This window comes from Aureimonas altamirensis (assembly GCF_023702225.1).
In the GTDB taxonomy this organism is placed as follows: Bacteria; Pseudomonadota; Alphaproteobacteria; order Rhizobiales; family Rhizobiaceae; genus Aureimonas; species Aureimonas altamirensis_B.
Genome location: NZ_JAMQCO010000001.1, coordinates 271,504 through 291,787 on the forward strand (window position 1 = coordinate 271,504; position 20,284 = coordinate 291,787).

The 20,284-nt window shown below is 65.4% G+C and carries 25 protein-coding genes; 12 read left to right on the forward strand and 13 right to left on the reverse strand.

Going from position 1 to position 20,284, the window contains the following annotated elements:
- Positions 1-19: 19 nt before the first annotated feature.
- Genes lspA through NDN16_RS01310 form a run of 3 tightly spaced genes read right to left on the reverse strand, consistent with a single transcriptional unit; the run spans position 20 to position 2,515 of the window.
- Positions 20-526 carry a signal peptidase II gene (gene lspA, locus NDN16_RS01300; protein ID WP_353050179.1) on the reverse strand — a complete coding sequence of 169 codons (507 nt, stop codon included), beginning with the start codon at positions 524-526 and terminating at the stop codon, positions 20-22.
- 4 nt (positions 527-530) lie between these two features.
- Positions 531-1,403, reverse strand: a complete 873-nt coding sequence (locus NDN16_RS01305; protein ID WP_251111814.1) for a TrmH family RNA methyltransferase — start codon at positions 1,401-1,403, stop codon at positions 531-533.
- A complete protein-coding gene (locus tag NDN16_RS01310; RefSeq protein ID WP_251111815.1) occupies positions 1,400-2,515 on the reverse strand; it encodes a class I SAM-dependent methyltransferase in 1,116 nt (371 codons plus the stop codon). The genes NDN16_RS01305 and NDN16_RS01310 overlap by 4 nt, the downstream gene beginning before the upstream one ends.
- A gap of 112 nt (positions 2,516-2,627) precedes the next feature.
- Between NDN16_RS01310 and NDN16_RS01315 the strand changes: the two genes are divergently transcribed.
- On the forward strand, positions 2,628-3,074 hold the full coding sequence (locus NDN16_RS01315) for a CoxG family protein (protein WP_251111816.1): 447 nt from the start codon (positions 2,628-2,630) through the stop codon (positions 3,072-3,074).
- 7 nt (positions 3,075-3,081) lie between these two features.
- On the opposite strand, the gene NDN16_RS01320 is transcribed toward NDN16_RS01315, so the two are convergent.
- From NDN16_RS01320 to sppA, 3 genes are all read right to left on the reverse strand, one after another.
- Positions 3,082-3,474, reverse strand: coding sequence for a lipopolysaccharide assembly protein LapA domain-containing protein (locus NDN16_RS01320; RefSeq protein WP_251111817.1), 393 nt, complete (start codon positions 3,472-3,474; stop codon positions 3,082-3,084).
- 106 nt (positions 3,475-3,580) lie between these two features.
- The gene (locus NDN16_RS01325; protein ID WP_039188343.1) at positions 3,581-3,862 is read right to left on the reverse strand and encodes an integration host factor subunit beta; all 282 of its coding nucleotides are present in this window, start codon (positions 3,860-3,862) and stop codon (positions 3,581-3,583) included.
- A gap of 80 nt (positions 3,863-3,942) precedes the next feature.
- Positions 3,943-4,890 (reverse strand): signal peptide peptidase SppA, encoded by a 948-nt coding sequence (gene sppA, locus NDN16_RS01330; RefSeq protein WP_251111818.1) that lies wholly within the window; start codon positions 4,888-4,890, stop codon positions 3,943-3,945.
- A 182-nt stretch (positions 4,891-5,072) separates the two neighbouring features.
- Between sppA and lptC the strand changes: the two genes are divergently transcribed.
- The 6 genes from lptC (at position 5,073) to ptsN (ending at position 10,224) form a co-directional block, all read left to right on the forward strand.
- Positions 5,073-5,765 carry an LPS export ABC transporter periplasmic protein LptC gene (gene lptC, locus NDN16_RS01335; RefSeq protein WP_251111819.1) on the forward strand — a complete coding sequence of 231 codons (693 nt, stop codon included), beginning with the start codon at positions 5,073-5,075 and terminating at the stop codon, positions 5,763-5,765.
- A 5-nt stretch (positions 5,766-5,770) separates the two neighbouring features.
- Positions 5,771-6,373 (forward strand): LptA/OstA family protein, encoded by a 603-nt coding sequence (locus tag NDN16_RS01340; RefSeq protein WP_251111820.1) that lies wholly within the window; start codon positions 5,771-5,773, stop codon positions 6,371-6,373.
- A gap of 2 nt (positions 6,374-6,375) precedes the next feature.
- The gene (gene lptB / locus NDN16_RS01345) at positions 6,376-7,152 is read left to right on the forward strand and encodes an LPS export ABC transporter ATP-binding protein (protein WP_251112075.1); all 777 of its coding nucleotides are present in this window, start codon (positions 6,376-6,378) and stop codon (positions 7,150-7,152) included.
- A gap of 111 nt (positions 7,153-7,263) precedes the next feature.
- On the forward strand, positions 7,264-8,718 hold the full coding sequence (rpoN, locus tag NDN16_RS01350; protein WP_251111821.1) for an RNA polymerase factor sigma-54: 1,455 nt from the start codon (positions 7,264-7,266) through the stop codon (positions 8,716-8,718).
- 192 nt (positions 8,719-8,910) lie between these two features.
- Positions 8,911-9,489, forward strand: a complete 579-nt coding sequence (hpf, locus tag NDN16_RS01355; protein WP_251111822.1) for a ribosome hibernation-promoting factor, HPF/YfiA family — start codon at positions 8,911-8,913, stop codon at positions 9,487-9,489.
- A gap of 279 nt (positions 9,490-9,768) precedes the next feature.
- Positions 9,769-10,224: a PTS IIA-like nitrogen regulatory protein PtsN gene (ptsN, locus tag NDN16_RS01360; protein ID WP_251111823.1), complete on the forward strand. Its 456-nt coding sequence runs from the start codon at positions 9,769-9,771 to the stop codon at positions 10,222-10,224.
- A 19-nt stretch (positions 10,225-10,243) separates the two neighbouring features.
- On the opposite strand, the gene NDN16_RS01365 is transcribed toward ptsN, so the two are convergent.
- From NDN16_RS01365 to NDN16_RS01385, 5 genes are all read right to left on the reverse strand, one after another.
- On the reverse strand, positions 10,244-10,498 hold the full coding sequence (locus NDN16_RS01365) for a DUF1150 family protein (protein WP_039188332.1): 255 nt from the start codon (positions 10,496-10,498) through the stop codon (positions 10,244-10,246).
- Between the two features lie 32 nt (positions 10,499-10,530).
- Entirely contained in the window at positions 10,531-10,986 is a 456-nt protein-coding gene (locus tag NDN16_RS01370; protein WP_251111824.1) for an Hsp20 family protein, read from the reverse strand.
- Between the two features lie 153 nt (positions 10,987-11,139).
- Entirely contained in the window at positions 11,140-11,634 is a 495-nt protein-coding gene (gene msrB, locus NDN16_RS01375) for a peptide-methionine (R)-S-oxide reductase MsrB (RefSeq protein ID WP_251111825.1), read from the reverse strand.
- 90 nt (positions 11,635-11,724) lie between these two features.
- A complete protein-coding gene (gene arfB / locus NDN16_RS01380; RefSeq protein ID WP_251112076.1) occupies positions 11,725-12,180 on the reverse strand; it encodes an alternative ribosome rescue aminoacyl-tRNA hydrolase ArfB in 456 nt (151 codons plus the stop codon).
- Between the two features lie 108 nt (positions 12,181-12,288).
- On the reverse strand, positions 12,289-13,899 hold the full coding sequence (locus tag NDN16_RS01385) for a phosphoenolpyruvate carboxykinase (protein WP_251111826.1): 1,611 nt from the start codon (positions 13,897-13,899) through the stop codon (positions 12,289-12,291).
- Positions 13,900-14,288: 389 nt separating this feature from the next.
- On the opposite strand from NDN16_RS01385, the gene NDN16_RS01390 reads away from it, so the two are divergent.
- The 5 genes from NDN16_RS01390 to NDN16_RS01410 all read left to right on the forward strand — a co-directional run bounded on the left by NDN16_RS01390 (position 14,289) and on the right by NDN16_RS01410 (position 18,292).
- A complete protein-coding gene (locus NDN16_RS01390; RefSeq protein WP_251111827.1) occupies positions 14,289-14,990 on the forward strand; it encodes a response regulator transcription factor in 702 nt (233 codons plus the stop codon).
- A 186-nt stretch (positions 14,991-15,176) separates the two neighbouring features.
- A complete protein-coding gene (locus tag NDN16_RS01395) occupies positions 15,177-16,952 on the forward strand; it encodes a stimulus-sensing domain-containing protein (RefSeq protein ID WP_251112077.1) in 1,776 nt (591 codons plus the stop codon).
- A complete protein-coding gene (locus tag NDN16_RS01400) occupies positions 16,949-17,380 on the forward strand; it encodes an HPr kinase/phosphorylase (RefSeq protein ID WP_251111828.1) in 432 nt (143 codons plus the stop codon). Before NDN16_RS01395 ends, NDN16_RS01400 begins: the two co-directional genes overlap by 4 nt.
- A 198-nt stretch (positions 17,381-17,578) precedes the next feature.
- Positions 17,579-17,980 carry a PTS sugar transporter subunit IIA gene (locus tag NDN16_RS01405; RefSeq protein WP_039188321.1) on the forward strand — a complete coding sequence of 134 codons (402 nt, stop codon included), beginning with the start codon at positions 17,579-17,581 and terminating at the stop codon, positions 17,978-17,980.
- Between the two features lie 3 nt (positions 17,981-17,983).
- Positions 17,984-18,292: an HPr family phosphocarrier protein gene (locus NDN16_RS01410; RefSeq protein WP_251111829.1), complete on the forward strand. Its 309-nt coding sequence runs from the start codon at positions 17,984-17,986 to the stop codon at positions 18,290-18,292.
- Between the two features lie 10 nt (positions 18,293-18,302).
- Here the strand turns inward: NDN16_RS01410 and NDN16_RS01415 are convergent, their stop codons facing one another.
- Complete coding sequence (locus NDN16_RS01415; protein ID WP_251111830.1) at positions 18,303-19,802, reverse strand: tripartite tricarboxylate transporter permease; 1,500 nt, start codon at positions 19,800-19,802, stop codon at positions 18,303-18,305.
- A 4-nt stretch (positions 19,803-19,806) separates the two neighbouring features.
- A complete protein-coding gene (locus NDN16_RS01420; protein WP_251111831.1) occupies positions 19,807-20,283 on the reverse strand; it encodes a tripartite tricarboxylate transporter TctB family protein in 477 nt (158 codons plus the stop codon).
- Position 20,284: the final 1 nt, after the last annotated feature.

The following is a 20,284-nucleotide window of genomic DNA, read 5'->3' on the forward strand; positions in this document are numbered from 1 at the left end:
GCCGTGTTTTCGGCAGAGCTTACTCTCGCTCGCCGTCCCCGGCAATCGCGCGCTTGCGCCGTGCATTGCGGGGTTGCAGCACGAATTCGTCGAGGATGATCAGCGCCGCACCCACGGTTATGAACGTGTCGGCGAGGTTGAACACCGCGAAGGACCAGACCGGGGTATGGAAATAGAGATAGTCGGTGACATAGCCGAGCGTCACCCGGTCGATCAGGTTGCCGACGGCGCCGCCGAAGATCATCGCGAAGGCCACATGCGTCAGCATGCGGTTGCGGGGCGTATTCCACCACAGCCACAGGACGAACAGCAGCACCACGCCCGAGGCGGCGGCCAGCGTCCAGCCGCTGAGGCTGGAGAACATCGAGAAGGCGATTCCCTCGTTGCGCGCGTGAAGGAGCGCGAAGAAGGGCAGTATGGGGATGGCCGATCCGAGCGGCATGGTCGCGACCACGACCAGCTTGACGAACTGGTCGAGGAAGATGGCCATGACGACCAGGAACACGTTGCCGAGAACGAACTTCACGTCATCATCCATCCGAACCGAGTGTCAGGAGAGGCCGCCGCGCCTCGAAGATCATCAGGCCGGTCGCGATGGCGAGGTTGAGGCTGTCCGCCTTGCCGACCTGCGGTATCCGCACGAGGACGTCGCAGGCGGCGGCCAGCGCATCCGACAGCCCCGCCTGCTCGTTGCCCATCATGAGGACGCTCGGCCGCGCGGCGTAGTCCGGCTTGCGGTAATCGACCGTGCCGGCCATGTGCGTGCCGGCGACCAGGCCCTTGAAGCCGGCGCGCCATTTCAGGAAGGCGGCCTCGCCCATGCGGACCACAGGCACCGAGAAGATGGAGCCCATCGTGGCGCGTACCGCCTCCAGCGAGAACGGATCGACCGTCTCGCCGATCAGGACGACGCCCTTCACGCCCGCCGCATCGGCGGTGCGCAGGATGGTGCCGAGGTTGCCGGGGTCGCGCACCCTGTCCAGCGCGACGACGAGTCCGTCCCTGCCGAGTTCCAGCGACGGCAGGTCGGCCAGATGCTGGCGGAACACGCCGATGGCCGCTTGCGGATTGTCGCGGCGCGAAATCGCGGCCAGGACCTTGTCGGATGCCTCCAGCACGTCGGCGCCGGCGGCGACCGTCCGTGCGGCGGCCCGCGTCAGTTGCGGGCTGCCGGCCAACTGGTTGCGCGACACGATCAGCGTATCGATCTTCCAGCCGGCCTCGAGCGCGTCGAAGACAAGCTTCAGCCCCTCGGCCATGAACAGGCCCGTTTCGTCGCGGGTCTTGCGCATGGCAAGGTTGCGGATTCCCTTGACGATGGGGTTGGAGACGCTGGTGACCTCCTTGACCCGGCCCGGCGCGGAAAGCGGACGCCCGCGCGGCTCTGTCCTGCCATCGTTCATTCTGCGGCCACCCATCTGGAGTAAAGGGACGTGGACAGGAGGCGCGGCTCTTCGCCCGCCTCCCTTATGACGAGTTCCCCGGATTCGATCCGCCCGCCGAGGCCCCGGCAATGATCGGCCATCAAGGCGGCGAGGGAATAAAAGGAGGCCCTGATGGAATAGGCCGTCAGCACCAGGGCCAGCGGATCGTCCGACATCAGCGCGCGCATCAGCGACAGGAGATAGGGCAGGTCCTCGAAGAGCTGCCAGACCTCGCCCTTCGGGCCACGGCCGAACTTGGGCGGATCGAGCAGGATGACATCGTAGGTCGAGCCGCGGCGCGCCTCGCGCTCGGCATAACGCACGGCGTCCTCGCAGATCCAGCGGATCGGCCTGTCGTCCAGACCGGCGCGGGCCTGGTTTTCGCGGGCCCAGCCGATGGCCTTGCGGGAGGCATCGACATGCGTCACCTCCGCCCCTGCGCGCGCCGCCAGCAGCGAGGCGACACCCGTATAGCCGAACAGGTTCAACAGCCTTACGGGGCGGCCGGCACGGGCGATCGCATCGGTTGCGAAGCGCCAGTGCGCCGCCTGCTCGGGAAAGACCCCGACATGTCGAAACGAGGTGAAGCGGCCCCAATAGGGCAGCCCATCCTGCGTCATCGGCCATCTCTCCCCCGGGTCTTCCGACGCGAAGCGCCAGCGGCCCATGCCCTCCTCGTCCATGTCGCCGGTGAAGACGGCATCGGCGCCGTCCCACGCCCTCGACCCGAGGCGCGGTCGCCAGATGGCCTGATTTTCCGGCCGACGCAGCGTCAGCGGTCCGTAGCGCTCGAGCTTCTCGCCATTGCCGGAATCGATCAGCGCGTATTCTTCGGTCGGCTCCACCGTCAGTATGACCGGCATGGACAGTGTCGGCAAAGGCCCTTCCGGATAGCGCAGCGGCGGCCGCGCGGCGCGGGCTTCCTCGCCTTTCTCGGCGGCGCTCGGGCGCGGGCCCGCCTCCGGCTCGGGCGGGCGGGGCTGGCGCGCCTGGACGCGCGGCGGCGCGCCCTGCGGCCTCGTCCTGCCCTCGTGCCGCTCGGCCTTGCGGCCGGGTGAGCCGCCGGCCCGTCTGTCGCGTGATTTCTTCATGGTGAGGTGCTGTAGAGCATTTTTGCCCGCAGCGGAATTCCCCGGGGCTCTTGCTTGAAGCGCCATCCCGCCATCCCTATCAAGGGGACGCCGATGTCGTGGAGCGTATGCGATGAAGATCGAGGGTGAGGTATGGTTGCCGCTGGAGCGGCAGCGCGTCTGGCAGGGCCTCAACGACCCTGCCGTCCTCAAGGACTGCATCCACGCCTGCGAACGCCTGGAATGGGTCGGGCCGGATCTTCTGGAGGCCACCGTGGCCGTGAAGCTGTCGATCGCCAAGGTCCGCTTCCACGGCACGATCCGCCTGTCGGACGTCGTGCCGGCCGAGCAATACGTCCTGAACGGAGAAGGCCGCGGCATCGCCGGCGCGGCATCCGGGCTTGCACATGTGCGCCTGTCCGACGCCGATGGCGGAACGCGGCTCGCCTATCGGGCCGAAGCCGCGGCCGGCGGCAAGCTGGCGGATTTCGGCCATGCATGGATCGACAAGGCGGGCCGCAAGCTGGTGGAGCGCTTCTTCCAGCGTTTCCAGGCGCGTATCGAAGAGGGCAGCGTCTGACCGTCGGTCAGCGCTGCGAAGCCGCAATGGCGGGCTGGCCGGCCGGGGCGGCAAGCGCCGGCCCTGCGGAAAGCTCCCGGTCGCGCTCTTCGCGAAGCCGGCGCAGACGCTCCTGGGATACCTCGACCTCGTGCCTGAGGCCCTCGATCTCGCGACGGCGGCGGGCCGACTTGGCGCGATAATGCGATTGGGTGAGCCAGGTGCCGACGCCGCCGAGCAGCAGTCCGATGATGACGCACAAGAGCAGCAGCACGAACAGCGGCAGCGTCAGCGACAAGGACGGGGTCGTCCCGAAAATGTCGAGGCTGATCGTCGTCGGCTGGCGATTGACCACGCAAAAGACGATGAGCAGCGCAGCTAGCGGCAGCCCGATGAGAAATGTCAGAAGCTTGGACAACATGCCTGTCTTGGTCCCCTGGATCGATCCGCCGGCCGGGCGCATACCCGCGCTGCCCTGGGCCGGAAGGTAACGCCCGTCATGCCGACGTCAATCCGCCGCCGGAGGCTCACTCGCCGTTGAGCCGCTCGCGCAGTTCCTTGCCGGCCTTGAAGAACGGCACCCACTTTTCCTCGACGTCGACAGCCTCTCCGGTGCGCGGGTTGCGGCCGGCGCGCGGAGGACGATTCTTGACCGAGAATGCCCCGAAACCGCGTAGTTCGACCCGGTTGGACTGGCACAGCGCATCGGTGATCTCGTCGAAGATCGCATTGACGATCGTTTCCACGTCCCGCTGGTAGAGATGCGGGTTCCGGCTTGCGATGATCTGCACGAGTTCGGATTTGATCACGAAACTTCAATCCTCGTTGGAACCGGCCCGGAGGGCCAACCGATCGGCACGGGGCACCGTACGACCCATCCCCGCGATGGTCAGCCCGTGGGAGGCTGCCAGAGCGACAGGAGACCGTCAAGGCGAGCGCCCGTTCCGAAGAGCGCGTCCTGAAGGCTGGAGGCCGCCGGGTCAAGCCCCAGGAGCGAAAAGGTCGCACTGCGCAGGAAGCCGTAGCGGTTCTTGCGTTGCGGCTCGTGCTCGACGATCTCCAGGCCCGGCTCTATCCCCTTCTCCTGCTCCAGCCAGCGGCGCGATTCCGCCTCGCCGCCCAGCGCATCGACAAGTCCGTTCTGCAGACCCTGCAGACCGGTGAAGATCGATCCGTCGGCCAGGCGGCGCACGGTCGCCTCGTCCAGCGGCCGCCTTTCGACGACCAGGCCGACGAACCAGTCGAAGCTCGAGGCCACAAGCCGCCGGATCATGTCTATGGCCTCCGGCGGGGCGGGTGCGAAAGGCGAAGGCTCGGCCTTCAGCGGCGCGGAGCGCACGGCATCGACGCGCAGCCCGATGGTGTCCAGGAGGCGCGATGCGTCCGCGTACTGGAAGATCACGCCGATGGAGCCAACGATGGACGAATCGTGGGCCACGATCCGGTCGGCCCCCAGCGACACCATGTAGGCGGCCGAGGCACCCAGCGTGCCGATCTCGGCCACGACCGGCTTGGCTTCGGCCAGCCGGCGCACGGCATGATAGAGCGTCTCGCCGCCGACGGTCGTTCCGCCGGGCGAATTCACCTTCAGGATCACGGCGCGCACGCGTGGATTGTCGGCGAGGTCCTCCAGCAGGGCCAGCCGCTCGTCATCCTCGGTGATGACGCCGGAGACCTCGACGGAGGCGATCTGGGGACCGCGCAGGGCATCGGCGCCGCCGGCCGCCAGGAAGGGAACGGCCAGCAGTCCCGCGACGAGCAGCAGGATGGCCGCGACGCGCCAGAAGCCGAGCTTGCGGCGCAGGCGGCGCCTGTCTATCCAGTCCTGTGCGCTCATGGCCACTCACCCCGACTTGTTGATGGCAGGCGGGATAGCGCTTCGCAGGGAGATTGCCAAGCCGTCCAAAAACCCGTGCGACACCTTTCAATTATCACTCAAAAGCCGCATATGCATCGTAACGCGCCGATGCAGGCAGACACAGTGCGTGATTGCCGGGTTTCACGATCGGAACATAGACGATGGAAGGCAAGAGGCCGCAGCGAGCCGCCGACGACACGATCGCCCTTGGCGCGGGCGCGCGCTCGGCTGCCGATTTCCGCCGCGCCCATCGCCACGCGCGCCGTGTCCGCATGCTGCGCCTGATCCTGCCGATCGTCGCGGTGGGCATCGTGGCCGCGGGCCTGTTCGCCACATGGCTGGCGCGCTCCGTACCCGTCGACATCGCCGTCGCGGCAACCTCCATCCAGGACGGGCGCCTGGTGATGGAAGATCCGCGCATGTCCGGCAAGGACAAGAACGACCGTCCCTTCACCGTCGTGGCGCGCCGCGCCATGCAGGCGCTGGACCGCACCGGATCCGTGGACCTCGAGGGCATCAACGCCAACCTGACGCTCGATCCGGAGACGACGGCCGACATCGTCGCGGCCAGCGGCAGATACGACCCGAAGGCCGAGACGCTGCGCCTTTACGACGATATCAGCGTCCGTACGTCCAACGACGTCACCATCCGGCTGACGAGCGCCGACATCGTCCTCAACGACGGTCGGCTCGAAGGACGCGGACCGGTCATTATCCAAACGCCCAATCAGACCTTGCAGTCTGGCAACGTCACAATCCAGAATAGTGGAAACAGGTTGACCTTCGGGGACAGGGTGAAGTTGACGCTGCACCCGGCGACGGACGGCGATCAACGGGCAGCCAACGGCGAGTAGATTTGATGAATAACCTTGTTCGAGCCTGCCTGACGGGCGCGCTTCTTCTTGCTCCCTCCCTCGCGGCGGCCCAGCAGGCCGGTGGGTTCGGCAACAGCTTCGGTGGCCTGCAGGTGCAGGGAGACCAGCCGATAACGATCGAATCGAACCAGCTCGACGTCGACGATGCGCAATCCGTGGCCACCTTCTCGGGGGATGTCGAAGTCGTCCAGGGAGAAACGCTTCTGCGTACGGCGCGGCTGATCGTCCATTATGTGCGCAACGCCGAGGGCCAGGAGGGCGCCCAGCCGGCTGCGGCAGGCAACATGCCGGGCAACTCCAGCGACATCGACCGCCTTCAGGCGGAAGGCAATGTCTACGTCAAGTCCGCCGACCAGGTCGCCACGTCCAACCGCGCCGATTTCGACATGAAGACGCAGATCGTCGTGATGACCGGCGATGTCGTTTTGACGCAAGGCCCCAATGTCGCCACGGGTTGCCGGTTGACGATCAACATGGAAACCAGCGTGGCGCAATTGCAGAGCCAGGATTGCGGCGGCGCGGCCCCGGCCTCGGGTGGCGGCCGCGTGCGCATGCTGCTGTCGCCCGGGAGCCAGCCGAACGGATGACCATGTCGACGGATGAGGCGGCGGCACGGACGGCCACCGCTCGCGATGCCTACCCCGCCGGCACCCTCGTGGCGCGCGGCATCACCAAGACCTATCGTGGACGCCGCGTCGTGGACGGCGTGGAGGTGGGCGTACGGCGCGGCGAGGCGGTCGGCCTGCTCGGCCCCAACGGCGCCGGCAAGACGACCTGCTTCTACATGATCACGGGCCTCGTGCCGGTGGACAGCGGGCGCATCGAACTCGACGGCCACGACATAACGCGCGTTCCGATGTACCGGCGGGCGCGCCTCGGCATAGGTTACCTGCCTCAGGAAGCCTCGATCTTCCGGGGCCTGACGGTCGAGGAAAACGTCCGCGCCGTGCTCGAAGTGGTCGAGCCCGACCGCAAGGAGCGAGAGCGGCAGTTGACCGCGCTCCTGGAAGAGTTCGGCATCGCCCACCTGCGCAAGCAGCCTTCGACCGCCCTGTCGGGCGGCGAGCGGCGACGCTGCGAGATCGCGCGGGCACTCGCATCCCGGCCGAGCTTCATGCTGCTCGACGAGCCGTTCGCCGGCGTCGACCCCATAGCCGTCTCCGATATCCAGGAATTGGTGCGCCATCTGACCCGGCGCGGGATCGGCGTGCTGATCACAGATCACAATGTCCGCGAGACGCTGGGGCTCATCGACCGCGCCTATATCATGCATGCCGGCGCGGTGCTGACCCACGGCCGGCCGGACGAGATCGTCGCGAATTCCGACGTCCGGCGCATCTATCTGGGCGAGCAATTCACCTACTGATAGTAGCCGCGCGGCTGTGACACGCGCGGATGAGCTTGACATGCAAGATGCGGACCAGTTTCTTCTAATCGTCCATCATCCTGCGGCGATCGATAGCGCATGAACCTGTCCATGAAGCTCCAGGTCCGCCAGAGCCAATCTCTGGTTATGACCCCCCAGCTGCTCCAGTCGATCCGGCTGCTGCAGTTCGGGGCGCTCGAGCTGCAGGGCTTCATCGAGCGCGAGATCGAGCAGAACCCCCTTCTGGAACTGGCCCCTTCGGCAGACCGGACGGCATCCGTGCTGCCGCAGGCGCCCGATGGCCCATCGACGATCCCGTCCGGAGAGCTGACTGGCAGCGAGGACGGCCGGCTGGCCTTTTCCGACGGCGCCGCGCCCGAGCTGCGCGATGGCGACGCCGGCGGATCGCGGCGGGGGCACGGTCCGGAATCCGCGGCGGGCGGACTGCCGACGATGGACGACATCGCCGACGACAGGCCGGGCCTGCTCGGGCATGTCGTCGCCGAACTAGGCGATATACTGCCGCCCGGCGAGCGGGCGATCGGCGAGACGCTCGCCATGCATCTCGACGAGGCGGGCTACATGCGCACGCCGGCCGAGGATATCGCAGCGTCCCTTTCCTGCCCTGTTCCTCAGGTCGTCGATTGTCTCGACCGCATTCGCAAGGCGATCGAACCGGCCGGCCTGTTTGCCGGCAGCCTTGCCGAGTGCCTGTCGATCCAGCTTTCGCGACGGGGCCGGATGGATCCGGTGATGGCGGGCATCCTGTCCCGCCTCGATCTTCTGGCCAAGCGCGATTTTGCCACCCTGCGCCGCCTGACGGGCGAGGACGAGGACGGCCTGGTGGAAGCGCTGGCGGAAATCCGCCGCCTGAACCCGAAGCCCGGCCTGCAGTTCGGCGACCGGACGATCGACAGCGTCGTGCCCGATGTCTTTGTGTCGTCCGATGGCGGCTCCGGATGGCGCGTACGTCTGAACAGCCGCGCCCTGCCGCGGCTGATCGTCCACAATGATTACAGCGACATCGTCTCGCGGGCAGCGTCCACAGGCGAACGGGAGTATCTGGCGCAGTGCCAGAATTCGGCCGGCTGGCTGATCCGCTCGCTGGACCAGCGCGCCCGCACGATCCTCAAGGTAACGGCGGAGATCGTCCGTCGGCAGGAAGAGTTCCTGAAGCGTGGCGTGCAGGGCCTGCGTCCGATGACGCTGGCATCGGTGGCCGAGGCGGTTTCGCTGCATGAATCCACCGTCAGCCGGGTAACCGCCAACAAATTCATGGCGACCCCGCGCGGCACCTTCGAGTTGAAGTTCTTTTTCACGGTCGCGATCCCGGCCACCGATGGCGGCGATGCGCATTCGGCCGAAAGCGTGAAACTGCGCATCCAGCGGATGATCGAGGCCGAGACGGCCGGCAATGTCCTGTCGGACGACGATATCGCGCTGAAACTCAAGGAAGACGGCATCGACCTGGCGCGGCGAACCGTGGCCAAGTATCGCGAGGCGCTGGGCCTCTCGTCGTCCATCCAGCGGCGCCGCGAGTTGAACGCCAGGCGCCTCGCTTCCTGACGTCCCCATCACTTTCGATTGTGGCTCGGCGCCGCAACGCCGCCGCATCGTCATGCGTTGCTGAAGCGGCGGTCCCGCAGGCGCGCCAAGTTTTGCTTGCTCCTGCCTGCGACAGGATTACGCTCCTGTGCTGCGGGCCTGCTTCGACGGCGTCGGGGTACGCCCCGCGTCATACTAGGGAAGGGAAAAGGAATGACAATTCGCGTATCGGGCCGGCACATGGATGTCGGTGAATCGTTTCGGACCCGGATCGAAGACCGGCTGAAGGAACAGGTCGCGAAATATTTCGACGGCAACTATTCCGGTTCCGTCGTCCTGTCCAAGGAGTCGTCACGCTACAACACCGATTGCTCCCTGCGCCTCGACACGGGCGTAACCTTCCAGGCCGCCGGAATGGCGCATGATCCAGAAAACAGTTTCCAGGAGGCGTGCGAGCGCATCGAAAAACGCCTGCGTCGCTACAAGCGGCGCCTGAAGGACCACAAGGCGGGACTGAACGGCAAGAGTTCGGAGGTGGCCTATTCCGTCTTCGCACCGCTCCCGGACGAAGACGACGACATTCCCGAGGACTACGCCCCGGCCATCGTGGCCGAGACGTCCTTCCCCGTCGGCATCTTCTCGGTCGCCGGCGCAGTGATGGAGCTCGATCGGCGAGACAGCCCCGTGGTGATCTTCAAGAATGCCGGCAGCGGCGAAATCAACATCGTCTACCGCCGGCCGGACGGCAATGTCGGATGGGTGGACCCGTCCACCCTGCGCGATCGCGCCTGACAGCGACCTGGCCCCCGCCAAAGTGTTTCCGTATGAGCCGGAAACGCTCGAAATATCGCGCGGGGGCCTTTTTCTCACATTCCGGCGATCCGGCGTCGCCGTGACTTGAAGGGCGGTTCGCCTGCCCCACCCTCGTTTCCAGGACGGCCGCGGTCGCGGAAGCGGGAGGTAATCTCCGGTTCCAATTGTCCGCGCTTTGTTCTACAGCATGCCCGCTCTGCGACGGGGACGCATGATGCGCTCCGCCCATGCCCGGAACAGAAAGCGTGAACCCTGACCATGCCGCTCGACTTCATCACTCAGGATGCCATCATCCCGGCGCTGAGGGGACACTCCAAGAAGCAGATCCTGCAGGAATTGTCGGAACGGGCCGCCGAGCTCAGCGGGCTGGACGAGCGCGAGATCTTCGAGGCGATCGTCAAGCGGGAGAAACTCGGATCCACGGGCGTGGGTAACGGCATCGCCATACCGCATGGCAAGATGCGCGGCCTTCAGCGGATGGTCGGCGTCTTCGGCCGCGCGCCGAGGCCCGTCGACTTCGAGGCGCTGGACGACGAGCCGGTGGACCTGTTCTTCCTGCTGCTTGCGCCGGAAGAGGCCGGGGCAGATCATCTGAAAGCGCTGTCGCGCGTGGCGCGTATGCTGCGCAATCCAGGCACGGTCGCGGCATTGCGCGGCGCCGACGACCGCCAGGGTCTTTATGGGCTGATGCTGTCAGGCGGCGTATCCGCCTGACAGGCGTCGAAGCGGCCTCTTAATGAAGGCTGACCGTCAGAAGCTCGTTTTCGCTGGCGCTGGCCAGGATGCTGCCGCGATCGTCGGACACGGCCAGCGGCGTTCCATCGGCCGAAAAGAGCGCCCACAGGTTCAACCCGGGACGGATCGACTGGGCGGACGGAAACTTCGCGCGGATGTCATCGGAGGACATGCGACGAAGATATGCGATGTGTCCCTCGCCCAAGGCAGCCAATTCGCTGTCGGTATAAGGGCCGGAATGGACATTGGTCATGTTGGCTCCTCCTTCGAGCAGGTTCGAGATCGTCAGTCGGCGACGACGATGTCGATTTTCTTGACGACACGCTCGGGTTTCGGCCTTGCCAGGTCGATCAGGAGAAGACCGTTGCGAAGCTCCGCCCCCAAAATTCGCATACCGTCGGCAAAGAGGAAGCTCCTCTGGAACTGACGGGAGGCGATACCCCGGTAAAGGAAATCGCGGTCCTTCTGGTCGGCCTGCGAGCCGCGGATCGTAAGCTGGTTTTCCTCGGTCGTGATATCGAGGTCGCCGGGTCCGAAACCGGCGACGGCCAGCGTGATCCGGATGACCGTATCGCCGCCCCCTGCATCCGGATGGATGCGTTCATCTCCGGCATCCGGATGGATGCGTTCGATGTTGTAGGGCGGATATCCGTCTCCGCTCTTCTGCAGGCGCTCGAGCGTCCGCTCGACGCTATCGAAGCCGAGCAAAAGAGGGTTAGAGAACGGAGTCATCCTGCTCATCTGCGACAAGTCCTTGTATCAAGCGACTTTTCGGACGAGAGCCCAAGATCGGCACTCCCATCCCTTCTGCAGATATATGGCAACGTTACCCGGGCTCTTCAACATCCCCGTTGGATCAGGATGGCCCCGCAGAATGAATGAATGGTTAAGGCCTTACCCGAGGCGCGTGCCGGCCGAGAAGGCCAACGCCACCCCATTGATGCAATGGCGCTTGCCGGTGGGCGGCGGCCCGTCATCGAACACATGCCCCAGATGCCCGCCACAGGTCGCGCAGTGGACTTCGGTCCGCGGCACCATGAGCCTGTAGTCCGTCTTCGTGCCGACCGCACCGTCGATCGCCTCGTAGAAGCTCGGCCATCCGGTGCCGGAATCATATTTGGTGGACGAATTGTAGACGTCGCTGTCGCACCCGGCGCACCGATAGATGCCGCGCCGCTTCTGGCTGTTCAGCGGGCTGGAATAGGGTCGCTCCGTCGCCTCCTGGCGCAGGACGGCATACTGGTCCGCGCTCAGCTTCTGCCGCCACTCGGCATCCGTCATGACGACGGGAAAGCTCGCTTCCTGCGCGCCCGTCCTGAATGCGATGCCGGTGACGGCGGCGCCCAGGGCGACGGCTCCTCCGGCCAGGAACGTTCGACGGCCGATCATAGGCCTTGCTCCTCAAGTGTTGGATACTGTCATCCTGATATGGATCGGGGCATTTGGATGGCAAAGGGGAACACGCTTTCGCGATCCTGGCTAATCGTCGACGCGGCCACGCATGCGCTTGATGCCCGACCGCCCCTTCTTCTCCTTCAGGCGACGCTCGACCGCGCCCCTGGAGGGTTTCGTCTTGCGGCGCGGCGGCGGCGGCGGCACGAGCGCCTGCCGGACGAGATCCGCAAGCCGCTCCCGCGCATCCTGCCTGTTCCGTTCCTGCAGGCGGTAGCGGGACGCCTCTATCAGGATGTCTCCGTCCTTCGTGCCCCGCTGCCCGGCAAGCTTCAGAAGCCGCGCCTTGACCTCTTCCGACAGGACGGAGGATGACCCCGCGAGAAAGCGCAACTGCACGGCAGTGGCCACCTTGTTGACGTTCTGGCCGCCCGGGCCACCGGCCCGGATGAAGCTTTCTTCCAGTTCGGCGGCAGGTATGACGACACGGCGTGAAACGGCAAGGTCGCCTCCCGGCCGGTCGTCGTCGCGATCGTCAGAAATCGAACCATCCTCCGCTGGCTGTGGCACTTCTCTATCCACGAAAATGCCCGCCGCACGCAAGGCGTGCGACGGGCGATCCTGTTTCCGAAAGTGCCCGGACGGGCGGTCTTACTCGGCCGCCAGGGCGATGCTGGGAGCGGCCTTCAGCACATCGGCGTCCACATGCGCTTCGAACTTCTGGAAGTTCTTGCGGAACATTTCCGAAAGGCGGCGTGCCTGGGCGTCGTAGGCGCCCTTGTCGGCCCAGGTCTCGCGGGGGTCGAGGATCGCATCCTCGACGCCCGGAACGGCAACCGGCACTTCGAAGCCGAAATTCGGATCGGTGCGGAAATCGACATTGCGGAGCGATCCGTCGAGGGCGCTGGCAAGCAGCGTCCGCGTCACGCGGATCGGCATACGCTTGCCGGTGCCGTAGGCGCCGCCCGTCCAGCCGGTGGACACCAGCCAGCAGTCGACCTGATGCTCGGCTATCAGGTCGCGCAGCAGGTTGCCGTATTCCGAAGGATGGCGCGGCATGAAAGGCGCCCCGAAGCAGGTGGAGAAGGTCGCCTCCGGCTCGGTCACGCCGCGCTCCGTGCCGGCCACCTTCGCGGTGTAGCCCGACAGGAAGTGATACATCGCTTCGGCCGGGGTCAGGCGGGCAATCGGCGGCAATACGCCGAAGGCGTCGGCCGTCAGCATGACGATGTTGCGCGGATGGCCGGCACGCCCCGTCTCGCTGGCGTTTGCGATGTAGTGCAGCGGATAGGCCGCGCGGGTGTTCTCGGTCAGGCTGCCATCGTCGAAGTCGGGCACGCGACGCTCGTCCAGCACGACATTCTCCAGCACCGTGCCGAAGCGGCGCGTCGTGGAGAAGATTTCGGGCTCGGCCTCGGCCGACAGGCGGATCGTCTTGGCATAGCAGCCGCCTTCGAAGTTGAAGACGCCATGCTCGCCCCATCCATGCTCGTCGTCGCCGATCAGCGTACGGCGCGGATCGGCAGAAAGGGTCGTCTTGCCGGTTCCGGACAGGCCGAAAAAGACGGCCACGTCACCGTCGGCGCCGACATTGGCAGAGCAGTGCATGGGCATCACGTGCTTTTCGGGCAGAAGATAGTTCAGCACCGTGAAGACGGATTTCTTCATTTCGCCGGCATACGCCGTGCCGCCGATCAGGATGATCTTGCGGGTAAGGTCGCAGGCGATCACCGTCTCGGAGCGGACGCCATACTTGGCCGGATCCGCGCGGAAGGACGGCAGGTCGATGATGGTCAGGTCCGGCACGAAGCGCGCAAGCTCCCGCACGTCCGGGCGGATCAGCAGGTTGCGGATGAACAGCGAATGCCAGGCGAACTCGGTGACGACCCGCGTGTTGATCGCGTAGTCCTTGTCGGCCCCGCCGACGAGGTCCTGAACGAAAAGATCGCGCCCCTCGGCATGGGCCTTGAAGTCGGCGTAGAGCTGCTCGAACGCCGCCGGCTCCATCGCGTTATTGTTGTCCCACCAGATGCGGGCCTCGGACTCGCCATCGCGCACGACATACTTGTCCTTGGGAGACCGCCCGGTGTGCTGCCCCGTCGTTGCCAGGAAAGCGCCATGGGCCGTCAGGCGGCCTTCGCCGCGGCGGATGGCGGCCTCGACAAGATCGGCTTCGGTCAGGTTCCAGCGCACGGAGGCCAGGCCGGAAAGCCCCGTCGTCTCGATGCCGCTGGCCGGATTTCTCTGCCCGATTTCTTCCATCGTGATGTCGCTCCGCAAAGTTGCGAGGCCGCACAGGCGGCCCCGGCCAGGGCAACGCCCCAACCTCTGCAACGGCAAATACGTGGCCGCAACAGAAACAGCAAGGCTTTTTTGATGGATTACTGTTTCAACACAGTAATTCAATCGTTTCAAAAAATTATCACATGATTTAAATCGTTTTATTCTTCCATTTGCGAGTTTGGCCATGGGCTAATATTTAATCATGGCGCTGTCGCAAACTGCTTGTCTGCAAGGCATCGCCGACGGGATGGCCGGTCCGGATGGGGGGTCCGCCCGGATCGCTGGCCTCCCGATGGGCGATTGTGGTAGAAATGCCACAATTGCCCGCCAGATATGCAGGTGATCGCTGATTTGGAGATTGTTCGCACATGCCCACCATCGCACTGGTCGACGACGACCGGAACATCCTGACGTCTGTTTCGATCGCGCTCGAAAGTGAAGGCTACCGCGTCGAAACCTACACGGACGGGGCGTCGGCGCTGGAGGGGCTTCAGGCAAGACCCCCGCATCTGGCGATCTTCGACATCAAGATGCCTCGCATGGACGGAATGGAACTTCTGCGACGTCTTCGCCAGAAGTCCGATCTGCCCGTCATCTTCCTGACGTCCAAGGACGAGGAGATCGATGAACTGTTCGGCCTCAAGATGGGCGCCGACGATTACATCCGCAAACCTTTCTCGCAACGGCTGCTGGTCGAACGCGTCAAGGCCATCCTGCGGCGGGGCGCCCCGCGCGACGCGACGGCGAAGCCGGGCGCCAGCCCCGAGGCGTCGCTGGAGCGCGGGCAACTGGTCATGGACCAGGAGCGCCACACCTGTACCTGGATGGGCAAGCCCGTCACCCTGACCGTCACCGAATTCCTGATCCTGCATTCGCTGGCGCAGCGGCCGGGCGTCGTGAAGAGCCGCGATGCCCTCATGGATGCGGCCTATGACGAGCAGGTCTATGTCGACGATCGCACCATCGACAGCCACATCAAGCGGCTACGCAAGAAGTTCAAGGCCATCGACGACGACTTCGACATGATCGAAACGCTCTACGGCGTCGGCTACCGCTTCCGCGAAATTTAACGAAGATTGCTGTCGCGCATTCGCCGCGCGAGTGCTAGAGCATCGGACCGGAAAGTGGGATCCGGTTTTCGGAAAATCCGATGCTCCGACAAATACTTAGAGCGACCTTTGTGCGTCCGAACGGACGCACGGCGCTCTAAGGCACGGACAAGAAACGGGAAACGTGCCTTGGTATCAACGACGGACATGCGCGAGGACACTCGCAGGTCCGCCCGCCGCGCGCGCTGGCGGCGGGTTCCCTTTGTGCGTCGTGCCCTCCTGCGTTTCCGCTGGGTGCTCGGCCACACGATCTTCTCGTCGCTCACGCGCCGCATCATCTTCCTGAACCTGGTCGCTCTGCTGGTCCTGGTTTCCGGCATCCTGTACCTGAACCAGTTCCGCGCCGGGCTGATCGACGCGCGGGTGGAAAGCCTGCTGACGCAAGGCGAGATCATCGCCAGCGCCATCGCGTCGTCTGCGACGGTCGAGACCAACTCGATATCGCTCGACCCGGAGCGCCTCCTGGAGCTTCAGGCCGGCGCCACGCTGACCCCCGGCATGGACCTGTCCGACAGCCTCGACTTTCCGATAAACCCGGAACGGGTGGCGCCGCTTCTGCGTCGCCTGATCTCGCCCACCCGCACTCGCGCCCGCATCTACGACCGCGACACCAACCTGATCCTCGACTCGCGCCATCTCTACTCGCGCGGCCAGATCCTGCGGTACAACCTGCCGCCGGTGGAACCGGCCGAACGCGGCGCCTTCGAATGGCTGGGCGACGAGGTCGGCAAACTGTTCCGCAACTCCAGCCTGCCCGTCTATCACGAGACGCCCGGCGGTTCCGGCAGCACCTACCCGGAAGTGCTCAGCGCGCTGACCGGCGGACCGTCGACCGTGGTCCGCTCCACCGAGAACGGCGAGTTGATCGTGTCCGTTGCCGTTCCCATCCAGCGTTTCCGCGCCGTACTGGGGGTGCTGCTGCTGTCGACGCAGGGCGGCGACATCGACAAGATCGTGCAGGCCGAGCGCATGGCCATCGTGCGTACCTTTGCCGTCGCTGCCGTGGTGACGGTGTTCCTGTCGATCTTCCTCGCCTCCACCATAGCCACGCCGTTGCGCCGCCTGTCGGCCGCGGCCGTGCGCGTGCGGCGCTCCGTCAACGCCCGCGAGGAAATCCCCGACTTCGGAGACCGCGCCGACGAGGTCGGGCATCTGGCGACATCGCTCCGCGACATGACGAACGCGCTTTACGCGCGCATGGACGCCATCGAATCCTTCGCCGCCGATGTCAGCCACGAATTGAAGAACCCCCTCACCTCCCTGCGCAGCGCCGTCGAGACATTGCCCCTGGCGCGCAACGAAGAATCGCGACAGCGCCTCCTGGCCGTCATCCAGCACGACGTGAAGCGGCTCGACAGGCTGATCACCGACATCTCCGACGCATCCCGGCTCGATGCCGAGCTTGCGCGCGAATTGTCGGATACGGTGCAGATGGACAAGCTCGCCGCCTCGGTGGTGGATGGCGCACGGTCGCACAGCCGCGACGGGCGTGCGGTCGCCATCGACCTCGCCGTGGAACCGCCCCCGCAGGGCATCAAGGGTTTCGCCGTGGCCGGCCACGATCTGCGCCTCAGCCAGGTCCTGACCAACCTGATCGACAATGCGCGCTCGTTCGCGGCCGAACCGGGCGGCCGCGTCCGGGTACGGCTGAAGCGATCGAAGACGCGGGTGATCCTGACCGTGGAGGATAACGGTCCCGGCATACAGGCCGAGAAGACGGAACGCATCTTCGAGCGCTTCTACACCGACCGGCCGGCGGGCGAGGCCTTCGGCCAGAATTCCGGGCTTGGCCTGTCCATAAGCCGGCAGATCGTGGAGGCGCATGCCGGCACGCTGACCGCCGAGAACATCCGGTCCGCCGATGCGCCCGGCGGAATCTCCGGGGCGCGCTTCATCATCTCGCTCCCTGCCGAGCACGCATGAGCGGCGACAACAGGCATGCGGGCCTCGTCTCCATCGACGGCCGGGGCGTGCTGATCCTCGGTGCGGCCCGATCCGGCAAATCCGCGCTGGCCCTCTGTCTCATCCGGCTGGCGCGCCGCGAGGGACGGCAGGCCGCGCTTGTGGCCGACGATCAGGTTCTGCTGCGGCGGGAAGGCGACCGGCTGGTCGGCGCCGCACCGGCCTCCATCGCCGGCCTTCTCGAGATTTCCGGCGTCGGCATCGTCGCGCAGGCGCACCTGCCGCAAGCGGAGATATCTCTTGTCGCGGCCCTGTCGACGGAGCCGCCCCGCCTGCCGGACCTGCCGAGTGCCGAGCTTTGCGGTTTATCGATTCGCCATGTGCACCTGCACAGCCGGGAGGCGGCGCTTGGCGCGGAAATCATCCTCGAAGTGCTGGCGCAGGGCTGATACTCGAGGTTGCACCGCACACAGGCAGCACCACGCTTGCGGCGCTGCGAACGGCCGGAAATGCCGGTTTTCATCAATTTTCGTTGTAATCTCGAATAATTCCATCTGTTGTCGTCCGGCATCTTGCGGCCCGCAGGAAGCAGGCGCACAATCGAAGGCTGCCTCACAATTGCGCAAGCGTGGAGACTATCGACAGGCATGATCGGACTGGTTCTCGTAACCCACGGCCAACTCGCCAAGGAGTTCAAGGCCGCTGTGGAGCATGTCGTGGGTCCACAGGAAGCGTTCGAGACGGTGTCGATCGGACCGGACGACGACATGGAACAGCGCCGGGAGGATATCGTCGCCGCCGTGCGCGCTGCCGAAAAGGGCGACGGCGTCATCATCCTGACCGACATGTTCGGCGGCACGCCATCCAACCTCGCGATCTCCGTGATGGACGAGGGTAACGTGGATGTCCTGGCCGGCGTCAACCTGCCGATGCTGATCAAGCTGGCCCGTGTCCGGGAAAACCGGCCCATGGAGGCCGCGCTTGTCGAAGCGCAGGAGGCCGGCCGAAAATACATAGCGGTCGCAAGCCGCATTCTCGCAGGGAAGTAGACGATGGTCGATGCCGTGACGCAACCGGATCCGGCCGCAATCGCAACATCGAGGACATTGTCCATCGTCAACAAGCGCGGCCTGCATGCGCGTGCTTCCGCCAAGTTCGTCCAGACCGCCGAGGGCTTCGACGCCGAACTGACGATCAGCCGCGACGGCTTTTCGGTTGGCGGGCGATCCATCATGGGCCTGATGATGCTGGCAGCCAGCCAGGGAAGCACGATCGAGGTGACGGCCACCGGCCCGGAGGCCGAGGGCGCCATAGAGGCGATCGCCGAACTCGTCGCCAATCGCTTCGGCGAGGATTGCTGAACCGGTCCGCTCAGGCTGCCCGCGCGGTGCGGCGCGAATGACGCCAGGCCATGAGGACAAGCGGCAGAAGCCAGACGAGAATTGTGAAGATGCCGAGCCCGGCCGCGATCGGCCGCTCGAAGAAGCCCATCGGGTTGCCGTCCGCCTTGATCATGGACGAGATGAAGTTCTGCTCCAGCATGGGGCCGAGCACCAGGCCGAGGATGGCCGGAGCGATGGGGATATCGTTCTCCTCCATGAAGAAGCCGAGCAGCCCGAAGAACAGCATCATGACGACGCCGGCCATGGAGTTGTTGATGGCGAACGCACCCACGATGCAGAACATCAGGATCATCGGCATAAGCATGGCGGGCGGGATCGACAGGATCGGCCGCGCCCCACGGATGGCCAGCCAGCCGAGGGGCAGCATGATGATGTTGGCCAACAGGAAAACGATGAAGATCGCATAGATCGACGACGGATCGTTGATGAAGATTGCAGGGCCGGGGTTGATGCCCTTCACATACAGGACGCCGATGATGATGGCAGTGATGGAATCACCCGGAATGCCGAACACCAGAGCGGGGATCCAGGCCCCGCTGACCGACGAGTTGTTTGCTGCGCCGGCTTCCACCAGCCCCTCGACATGGCCCTTGCCGAATTTTTCCTTGTGCTTCGAAAAGCGCTTGGACATCGCATAGGATATCCAGGCGGCGATGTCCGCCCCCGCCCCGGGCAGGATGCCGAGCGCCGTGCCCGTGACGCTGCCTCGCGCCGCCTGCACAGGGTAGGTCTTCAGGTTCTTCCATTGCGACTTGAAGATTCCCTCGCCTTCCATCTTCGGCACGACGCCGCGCGGCGTCGTGGCGGTGACGGTGCGCAACACCTCGGAAACGGCGAACAGGCCGATCATCGCCGGAATGAACTGGATGCCGGCCATCAGTTCGACGTTGCCGAAGGCGAAGCGCGGCTCCCCTGACGGATTGTCGATGCCGATGGTGGCGAAGAACAGGCCGATGAGCAGCGAGATGAGACCCCGCGTCGGCGAGCCCGGCGACACGAAGACGGCACAGGAGAGGCCCAGCAGAACCAGGAAGAAATATTCCTCGGAGCTGAACTTCAGTGCGATCTCGGCCAGCACCGGCGACAGGGTCATCAGCACGATCGACCCGAACAGGCCGCCGATGGCCGAGAACACCAGGGCCGCGCCGAGCGCTTCGTCGCCCCGCCCGCTGATCGTCATGCGGTAGGCGTCCTCGACATAGGCGGCATTGGCCGGCGTACCCGGCATGCGCAGCAGCGCGGCGGGTATGTCTCCCGCAAAGATCGCCATGGCCGTCGCCGTCACGATGGCGGCGATGGCCGGCACCGGCTCCATGAAGAAGGTCATCGGCACCAGGAGGGCCGTCGCCATGGTTGCCGTCAGCCCGGGGATCGCCCCGACGGACATGCCGAAGATGGCCGACAGCAGGATCACGCCCAGGACGTAGGGCTGGAAGACGAGGGCCGCCGCCTGTTCGATAATCATCATGGGATCACCCGAGGAACGAGAGCCATTCGGTGCGCGGCAGCGGCACCAGGAGCATGCGCGAGAATGCGTAGTAGATGGCGAGCGTCGTCGCGGCGCTGGCGAGCGCCGCGACGTGCGGCCGGCTGCCGAGCGCGAGCATCAGGGCGAAAAGGCCAATGAAGCTGGTGGGGATGAAGCCGAGTATCTCGGAGAAGAAGATATAGAACAGGATGACGGCAAGCACCGCCAGCGCCGACAGCATCGAGCGCCGGGACCGCGTCCATTGCGCCAGATGCGGCTTCAGCGCGGCGGGCAGCGTCCTGAAGCTGGACGCCATCATGTAGATGCCCAGTGCGATCCCGCACCAGGCGATCAGCCGCGGCATGGTCCCGGCGCCGTAGTCCTGCCCCGGAATGGGAGCAAAGGCGCTCGACCCGTAGAGCAGCCCCGCGGCCAGCACGGCGGTAAGGACGCCGAGCTGGAATTCGCTCAATCTGATCATC

Excerpts from the sequence above, each read along its gene's own strand:
- lptB (WP_251112075.1), top strand. The coding sequence starts at position 6,376 with ATGTCGACGGATGAGGCGGCGGCACGGACGGCCACCGCTCGCGATGCC.
- NDN16_RS01315 (WP_251111816.1), top strand. The coding sequence starts at position 2,628 with ATGAAGATCGAGGGTGAGGTATGGTTGCCGCTGGAGCGGCAGCGCGTC.
- NDN16_RS01415 (WP_251111830.1), bottom strand. The coding sequence starts at position 19,802 with ATGATGATTATCGAACAGGCGGCGGCCCTCGTCTTCCAGCCCTACGTC.
- NDN16_RS01395 (WP_251112077.1), top strand. The coding sequence starts at position 15,177 with ATGCGCGAGGACACTCGCAGGTCCGCCCGCCGCGCGCGCTGGCGGCGG.
- NDN16_RS01390 (WP_251111827.1), top strand. The coding sequence starts at position 14,289 with ATGCCCACCATCGCACTGGTCGACGACGACCGGAACATCCTGACGTCT.
- NDN16_RS01405 (WP_039188321.1), top strand. The coding sequence starts at position 17,579 with ATGATCGGACTGGTTCTCGTAACCCACGGCCAACTCGCCAAGGAGTTC.
- NDN16_RS01320 (WP_251111817.1), bottom strand. The coding sequence starts at position 3,474 with ATGTTGTCCAAGCTTCTGACATTTCTCATCGGGCTGCCGCTAGCTGCG.
- NDN16_RS01410 (WP_251111829.1), top strand. The coding sequence starts at position 17,984 with ATGGTCGATGCCGTGACGCAACCGGATCCGGCCGCAATCGCAACATCG.
- hpf (WP_251111822.1), top strand. The coding sequence starts at position 8,911 with ATGACAATTCGCGTATCGGGCCGGCACATGGATGTCGGTGAATCGTTT.
- ptsN (WP_251111823.1), top strand. The coding sequence starts at position 9,769 with ATGCCGCTCGACTTCATCACTCAGGATGCCATCATCCCGGCGCTGAGG.
- NDN16_RS01340 (WP_251111820.1), top strand. The coding sequence starts at position 5,771 with ATGAATAACCTTGTTCGAGCCTGCCTGACGGGCGCGCTTCTTCTTGCT.
- lptC (WP_251111819.1), top strand. The coding sequence starts at position 5,073 with ATGGAAGGCAAGAGGCCGCAGCGAGCCGCCGACGACACGATCGCCCTT.
- NDN16_RS01400 (WP_251111828.1), top strand. The coding sequence starts at position 16,949 with ATGAGCGGCGACAACAGGCATGCGGGCCTCGTCTCCATCGACGGCCGG.
- NDN16_RS01310 (WP_251111815.1), bottom strand. The coding sequence starts at position 2,515 with ATGAAGAAATCACGCGACAGACGGGCCGGCGGCTCACCCGGCCGCAAG.
- NDN16_RS01365 (WP_039188332.1), bottom strand. The coding sequence starts at position 10,498 with ATGACCAATGTCCATTCCGGCCCTTATACCGACAGCGAATTGGCTGCC.
- rpoN (WP_251111821.1), top strand. The coding sequence starts at position 7,264 with ATGAAGCTCCAGGTCCGCCAGAGCCAATCTCTGGTTATGACCCCCCAG.
- NDN16_RS01370 (WP_251111824.1), bottom strand. The coding sequence starts at position 10,986 with ATGAGCAGGATGACTCCGTTCTCTAACCCTCTTTTGCTCGGCTTCGAT.
- NDN16_RS01420 (WP_251111831.1), bottom strand. The coding sequence starts at position 20,283 with ATGATCAGATTGAGCGAATTCCAGCTCGGCGTCCTTACCGCCGTGCTG.
- NDN16_RS01385 (WP_251111826.1), bottom strand. The coding sequence starts at position 13,899 with ATGGAAGAAATCGGGCAGAGAAATCCGGCCAGCGGCATCGAGACGACG.
- sppA (WP_251111818.1), bottom strand. The coding sequence starts at position 4,890 with ATGAGCGCACAGGACTGGATAGACAGGCGCCGCCTGCGCCGCAAGCTC.
- msrB (WP_251111825.1), bottom strand. The coding sequence starts at position 11,634 with ATGATCGGCCGTCGAACGTTCCTGGCCGGAGGAGCCGTCGCCCTGGGC.
- NDN16_RS01305 (WP_251111814.1), bottom strand. The coding sequence starts at position 1,403 with ATGAACGATGGCAGGACAGAGCCGCGCGGGCGTCCGCTTTCCGCGCCG.